The sequence below is a fragment of the Undibacterium sp. genome (assembly GCF_030683615.1).
In the GTDB taxonomy this organism is placed as follows: domain Bacteria; phylum Pseudomonadota; class Gammaproteobacteria; order Burkholderiales; family Burkholderiaceae_D; genus Undibacterium; species Undibacterium umbellatum.
In genome coordinates this window covers 111,743-131,091 of record NZ_JAUXQE010000033.1, presented here as the reverse complement: position 1 = coordinate 131,091, position 19,349 = coordinate 111,743, and the positions used below count along the sequence as shown (strand labels likewise).

At 51.3% G+C, this 19,349-nt stretch carries 20 protein-coding genes; 17 read left to right on the top strand and 3 right to left on the bottom strand.

What is annotated here, in order from left to right:
- Positions 1–256: 256 nt before the first annotated feature.
- Both Q8K39_RS16985 and Q8K39_RS16980 read left to right on the top strand, forming a co-directional pair.
- Positions 257–1,432 carry an acyl-CoA dehydrogenase gene (locus Q8K39_RS16985; RefSeq protein ID WP_305262009.1) on the top strand — a complete coding sequence of 392 codons (1,176 nt, stop codon included), beginning with the start codon at positions 257–259 and terminating at the stop codon, positions 1,430–1,432.
- A 265-nt stretch (positions 1,433–1,697) separates the two neighbouring features.
- Positions 1,698–2,486, top strand: coding sequence for a potassium channel family protein (locus Q8K39_RS16980; RefSeq protein ID WP_305262007.1), 789 nt, complete (start codon positions 1,698–1,700; stop codon positions 2,484–2,486).
- Between the two features lie 32 nt (positions 2,487–2,518).
- Here the strand turns inward: Q8K39_RS16980 and Q8K39_RS16975 are convergent, their stop codons facing one another.
- Positions 2,519–4,162: an isovaleryl-CoA dehydrogenase gene (locus tag Q8K39_RS16975; protein WP_305262005.1), complete on the bottom strand. Its 1,644-nt coding sequence runs from the start codon at positions 4,160–4,162 to the stop codon at positions 2,519–2,521.
- A 128-nt stretch (positions 4,163–4,290) separates the two neighbouring features.
- Here Q8K39_RS16975 and Q8K39_RS16970 point away from each other — a divergent pair, with 128 nt between their 5' ends.
- From Q8K39_RS16970 to Q8K39_RS16945, 6 genes are all read left to right on the top strand, one after another.
- The gene (locus Q8K39_RS16970) at positions 4,291–4,929 is read left to right on the top strand and encodes a TetR/AcrR family transcriptional regulator (protein ID WP_186954614.1); all 639 of its coding nucleotides are present in this window, start codon (positions 4,291–4,293) and stop codon (positions 4,927–4,929) included.
- Between the two features lie 9 nt (positions 4,930–4,938).
- Entirely contained in the window at positions 4,939–7,221 is a 2,283-nt protein-coding gene (locus tag Q8K39_RS16965; protein ID WP_305262003.1) for a DNA polymerase III subunit gamma/tau, read from the top strand.
- Positions 7,222–7,292: 71 nt separating this feature from the next.
- Complete coding sequence (locus Q8K39_RS16960) at positions 7,293–7,619, top strand: YbaB/EbfC family nucleoid-associated protein (RefSeq protein WP_186954616.1); 327 nt, start codon at positions 7,293–7,295, stop codon at positions 7,617–7,619.
- 2 nt (positions 7,620–7,621) lie between these two features.
- Positions 7,622–8,218 carry a recombination mediator RecR gene (recR, locus tag Q8K39_RS16955; protein WP_305262000.1) on the top strand — a complete coding sequence of 199 codons (597 nt, stop codon included), beginning with the start codon at positions 7,622–7,624 and terminating at the stop codon, positions 8,216–8,218.
- A 31-nt stretch (positions 8,219–8,249) separates the two neighbouring features.
- A complete protein-coding gene (locus Q8K39_RS16950) occupies positions 8,250–8,915 on the top strand; it encodes a hypothetical protein (protein WP_305261998.1) in 666 nt (221 codons plus the stop codon).
- Positions 8,916–8,955: 40 nt separating this feature from the next.
- Positions 8,956–10,203: a CaiB/BaiF CoA-transferase family protein gene (locus Q8K39_RS16945; RefSeq protein ID WP_186954619.1), complete on the top strand. Its 1,248-nt coding sequence runs from the start codon at positions 8,956–8,958 to the stop codon at positions 10,201–10,203.
- A gap of 150 nt (positions 10,204–10,353) precedes the next feature.
- Here Q8K39_RS16945 and Q8K39_RS16940 read toward each other — a convergent pair whose 3' ends face one another.
- On the bottom strand, positions 10,354–10,956 hold the full coding sequence (locus tag Q8K39_RS16940; protein ID WP_305261996.1) for a MarC family protein: 603 nt from the start codon (positions 10,954–10,956) through the stop codon (positions 10,354–10,356).
- Between the two features lie 40 nt (positions 10,957–10,996).
- Positions 10,997–11,647, bottom strand: a complete 651-nt coding sequence (elbB, locus tag Q8K39_RS16935) for an isoprenoid biosynthesis glyoxalase ElbB (protein ID WP_305261994.1) — start codon at positions 11,645–11,647, stop codon at positions 10,997–10,999.
- A 222-nt stretch (positions 11,648–11,869) separates the two neighbouring features.
- Here elbB and Q8K39_RS16930 point away from each other — a divergent pair, with 222 nt between their 5' ends.
- The 9 genes from Q8K39_RS16930 to gspM all read left to right on the top strand — a co-directional run bounded on the left by Q8K39_RS16930 (position 11,870) and on the right by gspM (position 19,341).
- Positions 11,870–12,070, top strand: coding sequence for a DUF1289 domain-containing protein (locus Q8K39_RS16930; RefSeq protein ID WP_186954622.1), 201 nt, complete (start codon positions 11,870–11,872; stop codon positions 12,068–12,070).
- 42 nt (positions 12,071–12,112) lie between these two features.
- A complete protein-coding gene (locus Q8K39_RS16925) occupies positions 12,113–14,371 on the top strand; it encodes a xanthine dehydrogenase family protein molybdopterin-binding subunit (RefSeq protein WP_305261992.1) in 2,259 nt (752 codons plus the stop codon).
- A gap of 217 nt (positions 14,372–14,588) precedes the next feature.
- Positions 14,589–15,050: a type II secretion system major pseudopilin GspG gene (gspG, locus tag Q8K39_RS16920; RefSeq protein WP_186954624.1), complete on the top strand. Its 462-nt coding sequence runs from the start codon at positions 14,589–14,591 to the stop codon at positions 15,048–15,050.
- A 9-nt stretch (positions 15,051–15,059) separates the two neighbouring features.
- Positions 15,060–15,524: a type II secretion system minor pseudopilin GspH gene (gene gspH / locus Q8K39_RS16915; protein ID WP_186954625.1), complete on the top strand. Its 465-nt coding sequence runs from the start codon at positions 15,060–15,062 to the stop codon at positions 15,522–15,524.
- Between the two features lies 1 nt (position 15,525).
- Positions 15,526–15,903, top strand: coding sequence for a type II secretion system minor pseudopilin GspI (gspI, locus tag Q8K39_RS16910; RefSeq protein WP_305261988.1), 378 nt, complete (start codon positions 15,526–15,528; stop codon positions 15,901–15,903).
- Complete coding sequence (locus Q8K39_RS16905) at positions 15,893–16,579, top strand: type II secretion system protein J (RefSeq protein WP_305261986.1); 687 nt, start codon at positions 15,893–15,895, stop codon at positions 16,577–16,579. Before gspI ends, Q8K39_RS16905 begins: the two co-directional genes overlap by 11 nt.
- Positions 16,580–16,611: 32 nt before the next feature.
- Positions 16,612–17,586, top strand: a complete 975-nt coding sequence (gene gspK / locus Q8K39_RS16900) for a type II secretion system minor pseudopilin GspK (RefSeq protein ID WP_305261984.1) — start codon at positions 16,612–16,614, stop codon at positions 17,584–17,586.
- Positions 17,587–17,593: 7 nt separating this feature from the next.
- The gene (gspL, locus tag Q8K39_RS16895; protein WP_305261982.1) at positions 17,594–18,841 is read left to right on the top strand and encodes a type II secretion system protein GspL; all 1,248 of its coding nucleotides are present in this window, start codon (positions 17,594–17,596) and stop codon (positions 18,839–18,841) included.
- Positions 18,841–19,341, top strand: a complete 501-nt coding sequence (gene gspM / locus Q8K39_RS16890; protein WP_305261980.1) for a type II secretion system protein GspM — start codon at positions 18,841–18,843, stop codon at positions 19,339–19,341. Before gspL ends, gspM begins: the two co-directional genes overlap by 1 nt.
- Positions 19,342–19,349: the final 8 nt, after the last annotated feature.

Below are 19,349 nucleotides of genomic sequence, written 5' to 3'. Positions count from 1 at the left end.
AAAGTGGAAATCGGAGTGCTTGTCATGTGCGCGACGATCATGGCTGCGTTGCAAATACTCGCGATAGTCCCGCTATCGCTGTGTTTTGCGCCTTGCCCTGATGCGCCGGGCACATGCCCTTCACTCTCGATTCCACTGTTACAGTCCACTAGGTAACAGGATAAGGCTGCATAAAACCAGACATGTCACTTCGTAATGTAGAAAAGTGGCATGTAAATAAATATATAACGGTACATATTCAAATCAGGAGAAACAGATGGCCAAGGCTGTATTTAGTTGGGAAGATCCCTTGTTATTGTCCTCGCAACTCAGCGATGAAGAACGCATGGTGCAGGATGCCGCACGTGTCTATTGCGAAGAAAAGCTGACGCCGCGGGTACTGGAAGCTTTCCGTCATGAGAAAACAGATCCAGCCATTTTCCGTGAGATGGGTGAGCTTGGTTTGCTGGGTTCCATGATCCCTACGCAATACGGCGGTGCTGGTTTGAACTATGTTTGCTATGGCCTGGTGGCGCGTGAAGTGGAGCGTGTTGATTCTGGTTACCGTTCCATGATGAGCGTACAAAGCTCGCTGGTCATGGTGCCTATCAATGAATTTGGTAGCGAAGCACAAAAACAAAAATACCTGCCCAAGCTGGCAACGGGTGAATGGATAGGCTGCTTTGGCCTGACCGAGCCTAATCACGGCTCTGACCCAGGCAGCATGGTGACCCGTGCCAAGACTGTGCCGGGTGGTTATTCCCTCAGTGGTGCGAAGATGTGGATCACGAATAGCCCTATCGCTGATGTCTTTGTGGTTTGGGCAAAAACGGATGATGGCCGTATCCGTGGCTTTATCCTGGAAAAAGGCTGGAAAGGCCTGACAGCACCGGCCATCCATGGCAAGGTCGGCTTGCGTGCTTCCATCACTGGCGAAATCGTCATGGATGAAGTATTTGTACCAGAAGAAAACCTGATGCCACACGTAGAAGGCCTGAAAGGCCCGTTCACCTGCCTGAACTCAGCACGCTACGGTATCGCCTGGGGGGCATTGGGTGCGGCAGAATTTTGCTGGCATACGGCACGTCAATACACCATGGACCGCCTGCAATTTGGCCGCCCACTGGCTGCAAATCAGCTGGTACAGAAAAAACTGGCAGACATGCAGACTGAAATCACGCTGGCCCTGCAAGGTTGTTTGCGTCTCGGCCGCATGAAGGATGAAGGTACGGCTGCAGTTGAAATCACGTCCATCATGAAGCGGAATTCCTGTGGCAAATCTCTGGATATCGCCCGCACTGCACGCGATATGCTGGGCGGTAATGGTATTTCTGATGAATTTGGCATTGCCCGCCATCTGGTGAACCTGGAAGTCGTCAACACCTATGAAGGTACGCATGATATCCATGCGCTGATACTGGGCCGCGCCCAGACTGGTATCGCTGCTTTCTAAAATCGCAGCGTTCTCAGCTGCTTGCAAAAAAAAGCCGCTTTGTCTTCAAGGCAAGCGGCCTTTGTTTTATGGCATGGCTTAATTTGCCCCCCTGATTTTTTACCGCATTTTCTCCCGTTTATTCTTCGAATTTCTACAAAATTTGCGCCATCACAAGACGTGCTCAATTTTTTCATTGATGATTGCCAAAAAGTGATAAGGCTGGATCCGGGTTTCACATGCGCTATCGGGTGATTAACGTGAAGAGATTTTTGGTGAAAATACGATGAAATTTCCAGTGACGCAACGCTTCTGGACCTGGTTTACCCGACCTTTGTTATTGGTCGGCTTATTGTTGACCATCCCCGCCTTCTATTTGGTGCTGGGTGGCACCACTGACGTGGCCGAGCTGGCGGGGCGCACTCTGTATGCGGCTGCAGCATTGTTGATGCTTGTTGATACTGGTCTCCAATGGCAAAAAAATAGAAGTCAAAAACGGCGTAGTGGCAAGCTAATACTGGATGGCATGATCATCACTGGCTGCTTGCTGAGTGTTATTTTTACTGGCGAAGCATCGGGTACGTTCGAATGGGTGTTGCGACTAGCGCTGGTAGCCGTCATTCTGCTGCGTCTTGCCACTCTGGTTTTGCAACATATGAAACCCAGTCATCTGGTGCAAATGATCGTGCTGGCTTTGCTGATGCTTTGTTCTGCAGGTGCAGGGTTTTACTGGCTGGAGCCCAATGTACATAGCTATGCGAATGGTGTCTGGCTGGCTTTTACTACGATAGCTACAGTGGGCTATGGAGATATTGTTCCTTCTACCCCTGCATCCAAGATATTTGCCGTCTTCATCGTATTGCTTGGTTACGCCATGTTTTCTATAGTAACGGCGAATATTGCAGCTTTGTTTGTGGAGGAGGAAGAGGCTAATCTGGAAAAGCAGTTGCATGCAGATATCCGTCACTTGAGCAGGGAAGTGGCTGCTCTCAGGGATGAGTTGCGCAGCCGTGATCGTCTTTTCCTCGAAAGGGAAAAAGCAAGGGAGCCTAGGCAGGGTGCGCAAACAGAGTAATTAGTCTGGCAGCCCGAGGTCAAATGAATTTTCTACTCAGTAAATGCCCGGCTGATAATATGATCAAGTAGGGTGTTGCTTATCTCGCTACCCAGACTTCCATATACTCGACCGCATTCAGCATCCATACGGCTGTGAGTAAACGCGATGGCAACATCTTTTTCAGCATATTCGCTCATCAGGAAAGCCTGGGCTGTCAGCACCAGTTTCTGGGTAATGCGACGGGCATTCTTTTCTCTGAATTCTGTTAATGCCAGGTCTTTTTTTAATTCCTGCACCATTTGCCTGACCTGCTCAGATGTCGAACTGTTCCAAAATTGCAGCAATAATTGCAAGCCCTCTGGGTCTCTATCCATGGCGCGCAGCACATCCAGGCACATGACATTTCCAGAGCCTTCCCAGATAGAGTTGACCGGTGCTTCGCGGTACAGCCTTGCCATGGGGCCAGTCTCGACATAGCCATTGCCTCCCCAGACTTCCATGCATTCACCAGTAAATTCCAGTGCGCGTTTGCATATCCAGAATTTTGCGGCAGGCGTCATGATGCGTTTCCAGGCGCGTTGCAAGTTGTCATCTGGTGCGTCAATTGCAGCAGCCAAGTGCAACATGAGGCGTGTCGCTGCTTCGCTTTCCAGCGCGAGGTCAGCCAACACATTGCGCATCAAAGGTTGATCCACCAACTTCTTGCCGAAAGCTGTGCGGTGACGCGCATGGTGGATGGCTTGCACTAGCGCCTGCCTCATCAGGCCCGCGCTACCGATGACGCAATCCAGCCGGGTCAGGTTGGCCATTTCTATGATGGTTGGTATACCCCGGCCTTCATTGCCTATCATGACGCCGTAGGCATTATGGAATTCCACTTCGCTGCTGGAGTTTGATTTGTTGCCCAGTTTGTCTTTTAGTCTTTGTACCAGGATCGCATTCTTGCTGCCGTCAGGACACCAGCGAGGCACGAAAAAACAGGATAAACCAGTCTCAGTCTTGGCCAGGACCAGATGGGCATCGCACATGGGGGCTGAGAAAAACCATTTGTGACCTGTCAGTGCATAAGCCTGGCCTCGTCCCTCAGCACCCAGCGCCACGGCAGTGGTGGTATTGGTGCGCACATCCGATCCGCCCTGCTTTTCTGTCATGCCCATGCCTATCAAGATGGATTTTTTCTGTGCTATCGGCAGGTCACGTGGATCATGTTCCAGCGAGTACAGCTTGTCTTTGAGTTCCGCGAAGAGGAATACTTCGTTTTTTAGCACCGGGATGGATGCAAAAGTCATGGTGCTGGGACATAGGGAGCCAGATTCCACCTGCGATTGCATGAAATAGCCAGCAGCACGGGCGACATGTGCACCCAAGCGCGGCTGACTCCATGGGCTGGCATGCAGACCTTGCTTGCGCAACATGCCCAGTAACTGATGCCAGCTGGGATGGAAATCTACCCGGTCTATGCGCTTGCCCTGTCTGTCATGGGTATGCAATTCTGGCAAATGCGTATTGGACAGTGCGGCAGCTTCCAGCACTGCGCTGCTTCCTAATTCTTGTCCGGACGTTTTCAGTGTATTTTGATACCAGTCAGCCTGATACTGCGCCAGACTTGTCATTAGAACGGTATCACTAGTGAAAATATTGTAATCTTGCAGGTCTGCGACCTGATTGCTTATTTCGTGGGTTTGCCACTGCATATGAGCCTCATAGATATGGGGTAAGCTAAATAAGTAAGCCAGGTGAATAGTGTAGTCTGATGAAGTAATCAAGATGTTCGCCTTTTAGCATCCTCCTAAGTACCTGAACTTATAAAACAAGAAACACCATGAGCGAGTCTGCCAGCCCTTTGAAATTACGCCGCAAGCCAGTGCAGCAACGCTCGAAAATGACACAATTGGCAATTCTTGATGCCTTTGTTCGGCTTTTGGTCGAAAAAAGCTATGCCGATCTGACCATGCGCGATATCGCCCTGGTTGCTGGCGTGGGCCTGGGCACCTTGTATGAATATTTCCCCGGCAAGAAATCAATAGCGGCTCATTGCATACATGAGCGCATGAAGAATATTGGAGCCCAGATGCGCATCTGGGTAGGGTTGCAACATGGTCAGCCCTTGCAAGATATCGTAACGGATCTGCTGGAGCGCATTATTCTTTTGCATGCAGACAAAACTGAAGAGTGGTCTGCTCTGATTTTCCTGGAGCGGCAAATTTCCAACATGGAAGCCTATAGCGCCCTGTACGGGCAAGTTGTCGATATCTGGGAGTCAGCTTTTGCCGCAAGCTCGGACCGTGCGGCTTATCCAGATACCAGCCCGGCGATAGTCCATGCGGCTGTCTATGGGGTCTTGTACCAGACGCTGATGTTGTCCCCGCAAAGCCTGCAAGCGCCTGAATTTCTTGCCCAGATGAAAAACTTGGTGTTGGGATATCTGCAAATCACTGATCAGAGCGCCCGAATAAGGTAAAATCGCGGGATGTCCTATCAAGTCCTCGCCCGAAAATATCGCCCCAAGAGTTTTGAAACTCTGGTGGGGCAAGAGCACGTGGTCCGTGCCTTATCGCATGCGCTAGAGCAGCAGCGGCTGCATCACGCCTATTTGTTTACCGGTACACGCGGTGTCGGCAAGACGACGCTGTCACGCATACTTGCCAAATCCTTTAATTGCGAGACGGGCATTACTGCCCATCCTTGCGGTGTTTGCGAAGCATGTATGGCGATTGATGCCGGGCGCTTTGTTGACTATATAGAAATGGATGCCGCCTCTAACCGTGGCGTCGATGAAATGGCCTCGCTGCTCGAGCAGGCAATTTATGCGCCGTCCAATGCACGCTTTAAAGTCTATATGATAGACGAGGTGCACATGCTGACCAACCACGCTTTCAACGCCATGTTGAAAACGCTGGAAGAGCCGCCTGAGCACGTCAAATTCATTTTGGCAACCACTGACCCGCAAAAAATCCCGGTCACGGTCTTGTCACGCTGCCTGCAATTCAATCTCAAGCAAATGCCACCTGGTCATATTGTTGGCCATCTGGAAAATATTCTGGGACAAGAGCAAATCGATTTTGAGTTGCCAGCCTTGCGTTTGCTGGCTCAGGGCGCACATGGCTCCATGCGCGATGCCTTGTCGCTGACAGACCAGGCAATTGCCTATGCCGCTGGTAAAGTCAGCTTGGATGCAGTGCAAGGCATGTTGGGTGCGCTTGACCAGTCTTACCTGATACGCCTGCTGGATGCCTTGCTGGCCCAGGATGGCAAGGCCTTGCTTGACGTTGCCGATGAAATGGCATCGCGCAGCCTTTCGTATAAAGCTGCCCTGCAAGATCTGGGCAGTTTGCTGCACCAGATCGCCGTGGCGCAAATGGTGCCTGCAGCAGTGGCAGAAGATATTCCTGAACGCGAACAGGTATTGCGTCTGGCGCAGAGTTTCGCCAAGGAAGAAGTGCAACTGTTTTATCAAATTGCCGTGCATGGTCGCAATGAGCTGGCGCTGGCTCCTGATGAATATGCTGGTTTTAGCATGACGCTGTTGCGCATGCTGGCATTCAAACCTGTCAGTGGCGAACAATGGGCGCAGCCACCTGCCAGTACACCACCGGCTGGTGGGCGTCCGACGTTGCCAGTGAATAGTACGAGCAATGTGCCGCCTGCACAAAGTTCTGCTCGTTCCGGCCCTGTTGTCAGTCCTGCAGCGCCCAGTAATAGTAGTGGCGCTGCCTCTGCAGTAAGTGCAACGTCGGCAGTGTTGCCTGCTCGTTCTCCGGCAGAAGCATCTAAACCAGCGGCGCAGGAAAATACTGAGGCACGAGTCAGTACACCTGCTGCTGGCACACGTGTCAGCCCGGTCATGGCTGCCCTGGCTGCCGCGCGCGCAAATACCAAGAATGGCACACAAGCTGGGAAGCCCGCTTCTGCCGAAGTTGAGCCTGCAGCCAAAGCTGCAATTGCTCCTGTCGCCCCAGTAGCTCCAGTCTCACCCATAGCGCCTGTTCGTCCTGTTGCTCCGCCGACTGTCAAAGTAGCGCCATCATCGGCGCAACCAGTGGCCAAGCCTGTCCAGCCAGTATCTGCACCCGCACCTTTGATCGCAGAACAGGATATGCAATCCATGGGCATGGATGATATGCCACCGCCCTGGGATGAAGAAATGTTCTTCGATGCAGAGCCTGCAAAACCGGCAATGCCACCGAGAGTGATGACTCCTGCCACACATCAGGAGCAAGCCGCACCAGTTGAAGTGGGCGTGCTTGCTGACACAGTTGCAACTGCTGACCAGGAACCGCAAGCTGTCGTTGCAGAAGTACTCAAGCCCAGAGAATCCATCACCCTGAATGTCGATCGCCTGATCGCAAGTGCCCCAGTCCCTGAGTTGAGCTGGGATGGTCATTGGCCTGCACTGGCAGCCAGCTTGCCAGTACGCGGCGTAGCGCAGCAAATGACGCAGCAAAGTGAACTGGTCAGTTGCAAGCAGGATGGTAATGCTCATGTTTTCCGTTTGCGTCTTCCTCTTGCGACCCTTTTGTCTTCTGGCAGTGTTGAAAAACTCAGCGCAGCCCTGACTGAGCGGTTTGAAAAAAACATACGGGTAGAAACCGAGATAGGTGCGGTTGAGCATACTGCCAACGCACAGGCTGTAGCTGAGCGTGAAGTGCGCCAGCAGCAGGCAGAAAAATCCATACAAAGCGACAGTTTCGTGCAGACTTTAATGCGCGAATTTGGTGCCACTATCGTCACGGGTAGCATACGGCCAGTCTGATGTCAGCGGCGTATAAGAATGCGTGACCATCCTTTAATCAATATCCCATTTTTATTTTCGGAGAAATTTTTATGATGAAAAATCAATTAGCTGGCCTGATGAAACAAGCCCAGGCAATGCAGGACAATATGAAAAAAGCCCAGGATCAATTGGGTCTGGTAGAGGTAGAAGGCCAGGCTGGTGCTGGTCTGGTCAAGATTATCATGACCTGCAAGAACGATGTCAAACGCGTTACCATCGATCCATCTCTGCTGGGCGATGACAAGGACATGCTGGAAGACCTGGTTGCTGCTGCATTCAATGATGCGGTACGCAAGGCAGAAGCCACTTCACAAGAAAAAATGTCAGCTTTGACAGCTGGCATGCCATTGCCGCCTGGCTTCAAGATGCCATTCTGAGTGTGAAAAAACTCGGTAGTCTGGAAGCCTTGTCTGAGGCTCTGCGGCGCTTGCCCGGCGTCGGGCCAAAGTCTGCCCAGCGCATGGCTTATCACTTGCTGCAACATGACAGGGAAGGCGCTGCCATCCTTGGCATGGCCTTGACCCATGCGGTTGAGCGCATACAGCATTGCGCATCCTGTAATACCTTCAGCGAGAGCGAAGTCTGCGAAACCTGTCTGGATGCAGTGCGCGATACCAGTCTGCTATGCGTGGTGGAAACGCCCTCAGACCAGATGATGATAGAGCAGACCATGACTTACAAGGGCCTGTACTTTGTCCTCATGGGACGGCTCTCACCACTTGATGGCATAGGCCCGAAAGACATTCATCTGGAAAAACTCGTTGCCAGGGCCACCGACGGTAAAGTGCAGGAAGTGGTGCTGGCCACCAATTTCACTAATGAAGGTGAGGCAACCGCGCATTACATCAGCGAGACACTGAAATCACGTGGTTTGCGGGTGAGTCGTCTGGCACGCGGCGTGCCAGTCGGTGGAGAGCTCGAATATGTGGATGCTGGCACCATTGCCCGCGCCATGCTGGATAGACGGACTACTTAATACAGTCACTGAGATAATAATATAAGCCATCATGTTTCTGATCCCCGCCGAACAAAAAAGCAAATTGCACTTGCAATGGTCAGACCTGATAAGGGGATTGGCTGGGAGTTCCAGACATGCGATGGAAGTCTGGACTTTGCTTGATAAACATTATTCGGAACCACAGCGCAGTTTTCATAATCTCTCGCATATCCAGTCCATGCTCAAGCATGCAGAAGAGCGGCGGGCTGACATACAGAATTTCTCTGTCGTGTCCCTGGCCATCTGGTTTCATGACATGGTGTATGACACCCATGCCAACAATAATGAGTTGAAAAGTGCAGAGCTGGCAGGCGAATTGATGATGCGCATGGAAATTAATCCCATCATCATCATGCATGTGCAGCAATGCATACTTGCGACGGCCAGGCATGAGGTAGCCGATTTTAAAAACCGCGCTGCTGATATTCCCTTATTCCTTGATATTGCCCTGACTATCCTGGGTGCACCTAAGGACGTCTATCAGCAATATAGCCGTGCCATACGCAATGAATTCCGCTGGCTGGAAGCGCCTGCCTACAGAGCTGGGCGTTTAAAAGTGCTAAAGCGCTTTGCTGACCGTGAACACTTATATTTTCATCCCATCATGGCGGCGCAATTCGATGCGCAGGCACGCGCCAATATCGCATGGGAAATCAAGAAACTCACTTTTGTCTGAGTTGATCCTGTAACTCTTTTCTGGACGTATTTTTACTCTTATGCAGTCACAAGCTAAAGCACACGGCCCTTTGGCGGGAATCAAGGTTCTGGAATTGGGTACGCTAATTGCGGGGCCTTTTTGCTCGCGCATGCTGGCAGAGTTTGGCGCTGAAGTCATCAAGGTCGAATCGCCCGATGGTGGTGACCCTCTGCGTCAGTGGCGCGTATTGAAGGATGGCACTTCCTTGTGGTGGAGTGTGCAAGCACGCAATAAGAAAAGCATCACCCTGAATATGAAACAGGAACAGGCACGTGAAATAGCCAGGCGCCTTGCCCTGGATGCCGACATCATCATAGAGAATTACAGACCCGGCGTGCTGGAAAAATGGGAGCTGGGATATGATGATTTGAAAGCGATCAATCCCGCCACTATCATGGTGCGCCTTTCCGGTTATGGCCAGACAGGGCCTTTGAAAGATTTGCCCGGCTTTGGTGCCATCGGTGAATCCATGGGCGGTTTGCGTTATGTCTCAGGCCATGCTGACCGGCCACCTGTGCGCGTCGGCATATCAATTGGTGATTCAGTCGCGGCCCTGCATGGCGTTATCGGTGCCATGATGGCCTTGCGGCACCGTGATGTCACTGGTGGGCGCTGGAATGGCAAGCAGGGTGACGCATGTGTCGCTGGCCAGGGGCAAATGGTGGATGTAGCTTTATATGAGTCGGTATTCAATCTAATGGAATCGCTGGTGCCAGAATTTGATCATGCCGGTGTCGTGCGTGAGCGCACTGGCGGTGCCTTGCCCGGCATCGTGCCGTCGAATACGTATACTACGGCAGAAGGTGAAAATATTGTCATTGCAGGCAATGGTGACGCGATTTTTCACAGACTCATGAAAGCCATAGACCGGGATGATCTGGCGCAAGATCCGGGCCTTGTTCGCAACGATGGCCGTGTCCCGCGTACGGCAGAAATTGATGCGGCAATTCAGGCCTGGTGTTCCGGTCGCGAAATAGATACGGCCTTGCAAATACTCAAGGCTGCAGATGTGCCGGTAGGGAAAATCTACTCTGTACGTGACATGATGAATGACCCGCAATTCCTGGCGCGCCAGATGTTTGAGCAGCATGCCTTTGAAGATGGTACACCAGTCAAGCTGCCAGCCATCACGCCAAAGATGTCAGAAACACCGGGGCAGACGCAGTGGCTGGGGCCGCGCCTTGGTCAACATAATCAGGAAGTGTTGAGTGCGTTGGGTTATAGTGATGCGGAGATAACGCAAATGACTGCGGACAAGGTAATTTAAATAAGTAATTTAAAGGTGAACTATGAATCGACAGATGTTGAAACAATTCCTGATTGCCCTGGCGCTGTTCCTGCTGGGTTACTTCACCTTTAATCACTAAAACTTTGAAATGACTGACCAAGCCCTCAATGCCTGGTCAGCCATGTTTGATCAGTGTAAGGTTTTCAGATAATCCCTGATCCCCGCCAGCAGCATTTCGACCGACATCGCTGTCAGTATTAAACCCATCAGGCGCTCAAATGCAGTCATGGCGCGTATGCCCAGGACTTTTTGCATGCGTTCCGCACTCAATAATACCACTAGCCAGACGACCGCAACGGCAGTCAGCGCTGCCAGATGTACGATCATGTCTTGCCTGCTGTCTGATGAAAACAGCAAGACCGTCGCTAGTGCAGAAGGCCCAGCCAGAGCAGGTATGGCTAGTGGCACTATGAAGGGCTCGTGACCATCTTCCACATCACCAAAAATACCACCTTCCTGCGGGAAGACCATGCGCAGAGCTATCAGGAACAGGATCACGCCACCACCTATGCGCAAAGATGCCTCGGTCAATTGCAGCGCGGTCAGGAAGTGTTTGCCAAAGAACATGAACAGCAAAAGCAAGCCAAAGGCAATAGCACATTCGCGTACCACCACGCGCCAACGCCTTTCAGGCGCGACATGGGACAGGGAGCTGACAAAGATGGGGACGTTCCCGAAAGGGTCGGTGACCAATATCAGCAACATCAGGGATTGAAAAAAATCTTGAGTCATGAAGACCTTTTGTAAAAATTGATGCTTTGAAAAAGCGACTTCAAATTAATGCCAGTGTAGCCTTGACGGCGGCTTCTATACCTGTCGCTGCTTCAGCAATATTTTCTGCCAGCATGTATGCTGGTGTGCTGACTACTTTTCTCTCTGTGTCGACGACAAATTCCTTCACTGGGCAATTGATGTGCTGTCCACCCATGGCAGTTACTGCAGCGGCTGTGTCCGTATCTGTGCCGATGGTGACCACAACACCTCTGCCATATACAAACGGCAGCATGGCTGGTGCTATGCATATATAGCAGGCAGGTTTGCCAGCGTCGGCGATGGCTTTGGCAAAGCGCAAAACGTCTGGCTGTATCTGGCAGTCAGCCCCCTTGCTGGCAAAGTCGGACAGATTCTTGGCTGCACCAAAACCACCCGGGAAAAATACTGCGGCATAGTCTTCAGGATTGGCCAGCGCGATATCCTTGATCTTGCCACGGGCGATACGGGCAGATTCGACTAATACATTGCGGTTTTCACCTGCGGCGACCTGGCCAGTAAGATGATTGACAACATGGGCTTGCGGGATGTCAGGTGCCAGGAATTCTGGTACTGCGCCAGCTCTGACCAGAGCCAGCATGGTCAGGACACTCTCGTGAATTTCAGCGCCATCGAAGACGCCACAACCGGAAAGAACGACGGCTACTTTCATGATGTACCTTTATATTTGTTGGAGAAGGACAGAAAGCAGCTAATTTTCCCGCTGAAGCCTGTAGGCTGTCAACAAAGTCCGCCAGTTTCTGGAAAAATAGAGCCCCGCTACCAGCGCACTAAGCAAAAAAACATTTATTATTAGCCAGAAAAAGGCGAACGCTCGTTTTATTATCCCGAGCCTAGCTCATTCAGGCATATTCCTGAAAGCCAGAGTAAGACTATGTCAGTAATTAAGACGGAAGGTAAAGAACGTCCCGATACTCCTTGTGTTGCCGTTTGCTCAACGACATTTGATGACGTTTGTCGTGGTTGTGGTCGCACCGTGGCAGAGGTGGCGGAATGGGTGTTCATGACCGCAGAACAAAAAGATGTAGTCTGGATTCGGATATTGGCTGAGGGTTATCCAAGACGCAATACCTGATTGCAGCAAACAATAGCGGCAAAAAAATAATGGAGACTATGTATGTCGCAAGAAAAAAAATCAGGACGCCGCCGTTTCATCCTGGGTGGTTTGGGACTGACAGGTGCCTTGATGGTGGGTTGGGGCGTCATGCCACCTCGCCAGCGTCTGAACGCTAGTAAACCCTTGCCAGTATCAAATGGCGAAGTCGCCATGAATGGCTGGATCAAAATTGCGCAAGATGGTACCGTCAGCGTCGCCATGCACAGGAGCGAAATGGGGCAGGGCATACATACTGCCTTGCAAATGCTGGTGGCTGAAGAGTTGGATGTGCCCATGAGCATGGTCAAACCCATGTATGTGCCTGCGGATAAAATTTACGGCAGCATGGCGGCATTGGCAGATGGCCTGCCATTTCATCCAGACGATCAAGGCAGTGTGAAGCGCGTAGCACAATGGGTGACCTTGAAATTCGCCCGCGAACTGGGTTTGCAGATGACAGGTGGCTCATCCAGCGTCAAAGATGCATGGCAGCCCATGCGTGAAGCAGGTGCCACTGCTCGTGCCATGCTGGTCGCTGCAGCAGCAAAGAAATGGAACGTGGCCGTAGCAGAATGCACGACAAAGGATGGTGTAGTCCGCCATTCGTCCGGCAAGCATGCCAGCTATGGTGAGTTGGCTGCCGATGCTGTCAACAGCAAGCCTGGCGATATACGACTCAAGCGTCCGCAAGATTTTAAAATCATAGGTAAGTCACAACCGCGTACTGATGCTGCCCCTAAAGGGGATGGTAGTGCCCAGTTTGGCATTGATGCCAGGCCAGAAGGTATGTTGTACGCTGCAATCAAGCAAAGCCCCACCATAGGTGGGCGCATCAAGTCTTTTGATGCCGCAGCAGTCAAATCCATGCAGGGTGTGGTGCAGGTCATTGATTTTTCCATGGAAGGGGCGGTGGCCGGTCTTGCTGTGGTCGCTCAGTCTTATTGGCAAGCCAAACAGGCGTTGGATAAATTACCAGTCATCTGGGATGACGGTGAGCATGCGCAACTGTCGACGGAAAGCATTTTTAAGGACTTTGCCAGCATGCTAGATAGCGAATCTGGCTTTGCTTATTACAAGGCCGGGGATGTCGAGGCGACACTGACTGGCACGGGAATAGCCAAAACTATAGAAGCAGAATACCGTGCCCCTTTCCTGGCGCACGCTGCAATGGAACCTATTAATTGCACTGCACAGCTCAAGGACGGAAAGCTGCAAATCTGGGTTTCTACTCAGGTGCCCGGCGTGGCCACCGATGTAGCTGCCAAAGTCGCCAAACTTAAATCTGAAGATGTCACTCTGCACATGGCCTATCTGGGCGGTGGCTTTGGTCGCAGGCTGGAAGTGGACATGGTCGCGCAAGCGGCACGTATCGCCATGGAAACCAAGGGTGCACCCGTCAAACTGATCTGGAGCCGCGAAGAAGATACTACGCATGACATGTATCGGCCAGCGGCCCTGGCGCGCTTCAAGGCAGGGTTGGATAGTGCCGGTAAATTGCTGGCCTACGATAATAAGTCTGTGTCAGGTTCAATTACGCATCAGGTCTTGAAGCGCACATTTGGTCTCGCTGGTGCTGGCCCGGATAAAACTACGGCGGAAGGCGAGTTTGATATGCCGTATGAGATTCCACATCAGCGTATCGCACATGTCATCGTCCCCAGTCCCGTTGCGCTTGGTTTCTGGCGCTCAGTTGGCCATTCACATAATGCTTTTTTCAAAGAGAGTTTTATTGATGAAATTGCTCATGCAGCCAATCAGGATAGCCTGACATTTCGCCGTGCTTTGCTGAAAGATCATCCACGTCATCTTGCAGTGCTGGATGCAGCAGTACAAAAAGCAGGCAAACCAGCAGAAGGCAGGGCGCATGGCCTGGCATTGCATGAATCTTTCGGTAGTATTGTTGCCCAGGTCGCAGAAGTCTCGGTGCAGGAAGGGCAAATCCGGGTGCATAAAGTGGTTTGTGCTGTGGATTGCGGCATAGCGGTTAATCCCAACATCATTGCCCAGCAAATGGAGAGTGCTGTGGTCTTTGGCCTGAGTGCTGCCTTGTATGGCGAAATTACGATCAAGGATGGCAAGGTCGTGCAGAGTAATTTTAATGACTACCAGGTCTTGCGCATGAATGAAGCACCGGCAGTAGAAACCATTATCATCAAGAGTGCCGAACTACCCCAGGGAGTAGGCGAGCCAGGTGTGCCACCCATTGCTCCGGCTGTTGCCAATGCCTTATTTTCTCTGACTGGCAAGCGTCTGCGTAGTTTGCCCTTGAAATTGAGTTGAAATATACTGGTGGTAGTATGTCTGCATTCAAGACAGAATTTATACATATTAAATGCTTTTTTTATGTAAATATATTGTCTTGATAGCATTTTTTGTTACTATTCGATACAGAATGCGGCCCCAGTGGCATTTGCAGGATTTATACTGCGTCAGCTTCATATAGTAGTGTGCAGCGCATTGTTTGCTTATCCAGTTTTTATTTTTTTAGAATTTTGCCATGTCCAATTTTTCAGTTCCTGTATCTGCAGCCAAGGCTCGTCAGTCTGAGCGCGGCTTTACCTTGATAGAGATCATGGTGGTCGTGACCATCATTGCCATTCTTGGTGCGTTTATGGTCCCGAGGCTTACTGGTTTTACCCATGAAGCCAGGGTGACTGCTGCCAAGCAGGATATCTCCACCATCATGGGTGCGCTGAAAATGTACAAGCTGCACAATCAGCGTTATCCAACCACAGAACAAGGTTTGCAAGCCCTGATCGAAAAGCCGACATCCGGCCCAGCTGCAAATGCCTGGATAACTGGCGGCTATATAGAAAAATTGCGTAATGATCCCTGGGGTAAGTCGTATCAATTTCTGTCACCAGGTATACGGGGTGATGTTGATGTATTTTCGCTGGGTGCAGATGGACAGCCAGGTGGTAGCGGCGAAGACGCCGACATCGGTTCCTGGGATTTATAAGAAGCACGGATGAAGATCATGCGTGGGCAGCGAGGATTTACCTTGCTGGAGTTGCTGGTGGTATTGACTATTTTTGGTCTCATACTCGGTGCTGTCAGTATTAATGCCATGCCGGGTGAGCAACAACGCCTGGAAAATGACGCCAGAAGAATCTCCCTGTTACTGCAATTGGCGCGTGATGAAGCCATCGTCCGCAATCTGCCGGTGGCTTTTGAAGTGGATCAGAGTGGTTACCGCTTCCTGGTCAGGGAAGACAGGATCTGGTCACCCGTAAAGGATGAGATGTTGCGCGAGAGGAGTTTCCAGAGCGCGCCTGTGCAATTGTCCATGCAGCCACAAACCGCTGATACCTCTACCATACGTATACTGTTTGGACGCGAACCGGTAGACAAACCCTTTGTATTGACCATCAAGTCTGCTGACAAGCATGTCAGCGTCAGGGCGGATGGCATTGGTCATTTTTTTGTAGAGTAAGATGCAACATCTGCGTTCACAATCCGGGTTTACATTGCTTGAAGTGCTGGTGGCTTTGGTCATCGTTGGCACTGCTCTGGGGGCTAGTCTGCGTGCAGTCGGCAGCCTGACCCAAAACAGCAGTAGCTTGAGGGCGTCCATGATGGCGACCTGGTCAGCAGAAAATCGCCTGTCACAAATCCGTCTTGCTCATGAATGGCCTGCCTTCGGTGAGCGCACTTTTGCCTGCCCGCAGGGGGATTTGCACCTGATGTGCGAAGAGCATGTGATTGCCACCCCCAATCCTTCTTTCAGAAGGGTTGAAGTTTTCGTGTATGAAGCAGATAGCCCTGAGCGTCGCATCATCAAGCTGACCCAGGTGGTGCCGAATGCGCTTTAAGTTGATGGCTGGCCGCAACAGGCACGCACGCCGATTGTCTGCAGCCGGTTTCACCCTCATAGAATTGCTGGTCGCCATCAGTATTTTGGCAATCATTGCTGTGCTGGGCTGGCGTGGCCTGGACAGTATCGTACGCGCCCGTGTGCTGCTGACCGCAGAAATGGAGCAGACACGCGGCATGCAGTTGTCTTTTGCGCAGTTGGAGAATGATTGCGCGCATCTGGTGGATGCAACCAATTTTCCGGGGCGGGAAGTGTTGAGTGCTGTTGGTGTCCGACTGGTGCTGGTACGCAATGTTTTTGAAGAGAACCAGCCTACCCGCCTGCAAGTCGTGGTCTACCGGGTGCAGGATGGTGTACTCAAGCGCCGAGAAATGCTGCCTACACGCGAATTGGCCGTGCTTGATCAGGATTGGCAAAATGCCCTGGCGGATGCTGAGGTCAGCCCCGCCATCGCATTGCAAAGCCAGGTAACAGGTTTTGATATGCGTACCTGGAAAGAGGGAGAAAACGGCTGGCGCAATGGAGGTAGCGAGGTAGCTGGCAAAGATAACCCTGCCATTGTAGCGCCGGGCATACCATCAAAAAATGGCAAGCTGACAGGTTTGGAAATTGCCATACAAATAAGCGGCCGTGAATTGCCAGTGACCAAAGTGTTTTTGCTGGGTGCTGTATGAGGACGAGAAATGTTCCCCGGCGCCAACGAGGTGTGGCTGTCATTACAGCCTTGTTGTTAACCACATTGGCCATCACTATCGTTGCCAGCCTGTTCTGGCAGCAGCAGGTGCAAGTCAGGTCGATAGAAAATCAGCGCATGCAGTTGCAAAAAAAATGGATTTTGCGGGGCGCAATAGACTGGGCCAGGTTGATCTTGCGTGAAGATGCCAAGCAGACTGTGGCAATTGATCATCTTGGTGAGCCATGGGCAGTAAAGCTGGCAGATACCAGGCTGGATCAATATGTAGAAAATGCCAGAACCGAAAATGATGAAAGTGATGCTACTTTGTCTGGTCAGGTCATTGATGCACAGGCTATGTATAACCTGAATAATCTGGCGACAGACGGCAATGTAGATCAGCGTGAAGTGGATGTTTTCAGCCGCTTGCTGGTGAACTTGCGCTTTGATGGGCAACTGGCGCAAGCCGTGGCAGATATGGTAGCCAGGACGCAAAGCAAGGCAGTTGCCGGTCCAAACCCAGGTTCTTCTGGCGGTGAAACAGGTGCTGGAAAAGCCCCGGATTTGTCTGTTCCTGAAGTACAATTCCTGCGTTTTACGCAAATTGATGATTTGCTGGCAATTAATGGATTTTCGCCAGACATGGTGGAGCGTTTGAAGGCTTTCGTGACGGTTTTGCCACGCAAGACTTCGATTAATGTCAATACTACCTTTGCTGAAGTGCTGGCGGCCAGAGTAAATGGCTTGAGCATGGGGGACGCGGCAGCCATGATTGCCAGTCGAGATCGTGCTTACTTTCGCACCACCAGTGAATTCAAGTCGCGCTTTGAGGATAAGTTGAAAGCATTGACAGACAAGGATATCGTTGTTGCAACCAATTTCTTTATTGTCAATGGTAAAGTCAAAATGAATCGCTCGGCGCTGGATGTCAGTGCATTAATAGAACGCGCCGATAGCATGGGATCAACGGCGTCGGCAACAACAGTGCTTTGGGTACGGGAAAATTAAATAGAAAATGGCAAGCACACTGTATATCTCTTTGCCCTCCAGAGTGGCGGCACAAAATCGACCTGATTGGTCTGCTCAGGCGCTGGCCTTTGCCTTGATTTCAACTGAGGGGCGCCTGCAACAGCAAGGCCAGTCCAGTTTGCATGAATTGAAGTCTCTGGCCCTTGCTGCCAAGCAGGTAGCTTTCATTCTGGCTGCTAGCGATACCAGTTTGCTGACAACTAAAGTGCCGCCCATGTCGGCCGCCAAACTGAAGCAGGCTTTACCCAATTTGCTGGAAGATCAGCTGATTTCTGATCCCGCTGATCTGGTATTGGTCAGTAGCGATGTCCTCAATGGTGAAATTACTGTCGCTGTCACAGATAAATCCTGGCTGGAAGGACTGGCAAAACGGGTAAAAGACTGGCCACTGAAAAAATTCTCTGCCTACCCGGCACAATTGGCACTTGCTTTCGATGTGTCAAACCAGACCGCCTCGGCCCTGATCGATGAAAACGATGAGGGCTTGGAGTTAAGCCTGCGTGATGGCGTCCAGCATGGCCTGGGTTTAAGCCTGGAAAATACCAGTGTGGCAGCAGCCTTGTCAATGTTGGCGCAACTCAGCACCAATCCCAAAATTGCTGCCTATGTTCCTGCAAGTACAGTGGAAGCTTGTCAGCAGGCTTTGAAAACCGACGATCTCGAAGACAAGATAACTGTCATGTCTGTGAGCTGGATCAACAGAGTGGCGGGCGTCAGCCCGGCAACACCTGATTTGATGACCGGGGTTGCCGCTGAGCATATGAGCGGTTTTGATTGGGCCAAGTGGCGATGGCCATTGCGTTTGGGAGTAGGCTTGTTGGTCGTTAATTTGCTGGCACTGAATCTGGAATGGTTCAGTATGAAGCGTGAAGAAAAAGAACAGAAAAATGCGCTGAATCAGGTGTTCAGGAATACCTATCCAAAAGAGACGGTCATTTCTGACCCACTCAAGCAAATGCAGCAAAAGGTCAATATCGCCAAGCGTGCTGCTGGACAATTTGCAGTCAATGATTTTGCCGTCATGGTAGCGCAGTTTTCACAGGTATGGGACAGGGCAGGCGTGCCGGGCGGCATTGCTTCCATCGAATATAAGGACAGATCACTGTTCGTCAGGACGAAACCCAATGTACAAATTCCCATGGATGCCCTGCGTTCTGCGCTGGCAGAGCAATCCATGAAAATCAGCACCTCGACAGATGGGGCTTTGCGTATTACCACCGGAGGTAAGAACTGATGTTCAGCGCAATCAAAGAGCAGTTTAATTTATTCTGGCAAGGCCGCATTGAGCGCGAACGCAAAATGCTGGTGATTTGCGCCTTATTTATCATGGCCGCCATCACTTACGGTTTTTTTCTGTCTCCGGCCCTGAGCGGTCGAAAGCAGTTAAGCGAGTCCCTGCCAAATTTGAATCAGCAATTGGCAGAAATTAACGAGCTGAGTAAACAACAAACTGGTTTGACGGCAAATTTGTCTGAGTTCATCCCCCCTGTAAGCCGCGAGCAAGTTGAGGCTGTGTTGGGCAGGCGCGCTATCAAGGCGCAGACTGTCGCTGTCAGCGATGATTTGGTGCGCTTGCAAATTCCAGCGGCGGCCTATGCCAATTTGATGGAGAGCCTGGTGGAGATGCAAAAGGCATCCAGATTGACAGTGGAAGAAGCCAAACTCGTCGCCTTGCTGGAAAATGGCCAGGTGAGTGCGACTTTGACGTTGAGACAACAAAGAAATGCTCCCTGAGTCCAGGA

What these genes read in the sequence shown, in the direction of transcription:
- Q8K39_RS16930 (WP_186954622.1), top strand. Translation starts at nt 11,870, where the DNA reads ATGTCAGTAATTAAGACGGAAGGTAAAGAACGTCCCGATACTCCTTGT.
- Q8K39_RS16950 (WP_305261998.1), top strand. Translation starts at nt 8,250, where the DNA reads ATGTTTCTGATCCCCGCCGAACAAAAAAGCAAATTGCACTTGCAATGG.
- gspM (WP_305261980.1), top strand. Translation starts at nt 18,841, where the DNA reads ATGTTCAGCGCAATCAAAGAGCAGTTTAATTTATTCTGGCAAGGCCGC.
- Q8K39_RS16980 (WP_305262007.1), top strand. Translation starts at nt 1,698, where the DNA reads ATGAAATTTCCAGTGACGCAACGCTTCTGGACCTGGTTTACCCGACCT.
- Q8K39_RS16960 (WP_186954616.1), top strand. Translation starts at nt 7,293, where the DNA reads ATGATGAAAAATCAATTAGCTGGCCTGATGAAACAAGCCCAGGCAATG.
- Q8K39_RS16945 (WP_186954619.1), top strand. Translation starts at nt 8,956, where the DNA reads ATGCAGTCACAAGCTAAAGCACACGGCCCTTTGGCGGGAATCAAGGTT.
- Q8K39_RS16965 (WP_305262003.1), top strand. Translation starts at nt 4,939, where the DNA reads ATGTCCTATCAAGTCCTCGCCCGAAAATATCGCCCCAAGAGTTTTGAA.
- Q8K39_RS16940 (WP_305261996.1), bottom strand. Translation starts at nt 10,956, where the DNA reads ATGACTCAAGATTTTTTTCAATCCCTGATGTTGCTGATATTGGTCACC.
- gspL (WP_305261982.1), top strand. Translation starts at nt 17,594, where the DNA reads ATGGCAAGCACACTGTATATCTCTTTGCCCTCCAGAGTGGCGGCACAA.
- elbB (WP_305261994.1), bottom strand. Translation starts at nt 11,647, where the DNA reads ATGAAAGTAGCCGTCGTTCTTTCCGGTTGTGGCGTCTTCGATGGCGCT.
- Q8K39_RS16985 (WP_305262009.1), top strand. Translation starts at nt 257, where the DNA reads ATGGCCAAGGCTGTATTTAGTTGGGAAGATCCCTTGTTATTGTCCTCG.
- Q8K39_RS16925 (WP_305261992.1), top strand. Translation starts at nt 12,113, where the DNA reads ATGTCGCAAGAAAAAAAATCAGGACGCCGCCGTTTCATCCTGGGTGGT.
- Q8K39_RS16905 (WP_305261986.1), top strand. Translation starts at nt 15,893, where the DNA reads ATGCGCTTTAAGTTGATGGCTGGCCGCAACAGGCACGCACGCCGATTG.
- gspG (WP_186954624.1), top strand. Translation starts at nt 14,589, where the DNA reads ATGTCCAATTTTTCAGTTCCTGTATCTGCAGCCAAGGCTCGTCAGTCT.
- gspH (WP_186954625.1), top strand. Translation starts at nt 15,060, where the DNA reads ATGAAGATCATGCGTGGGCAGCGAGGATTTACCTTGCTGGAGTTGCTG.
- Q8K39_RS16970 (WP_186954614.1), top strand. Translation starts at nt 4,291, where the DNA reads ATGAGCGAGTCTGCCAGCCCTTTGAAATTACGCCGCAAGCCAGTGCAG.
- Q8K39_RS16975 (WP_305262005.1), bottom strand. Translation starts at nt 4,162, where the DNA reads ATGCAGTGGCAAACCCACGAAATAAGCAATCAGGTCGCAGACCTGCAA.
- gspI (WP_305261988.1), top strand. Translation starts at nt 15,526, where the DNA reads ATGCAACATCTGCGTTCACAATCCGGGTTTACATTGCTTGAAGTGCTG.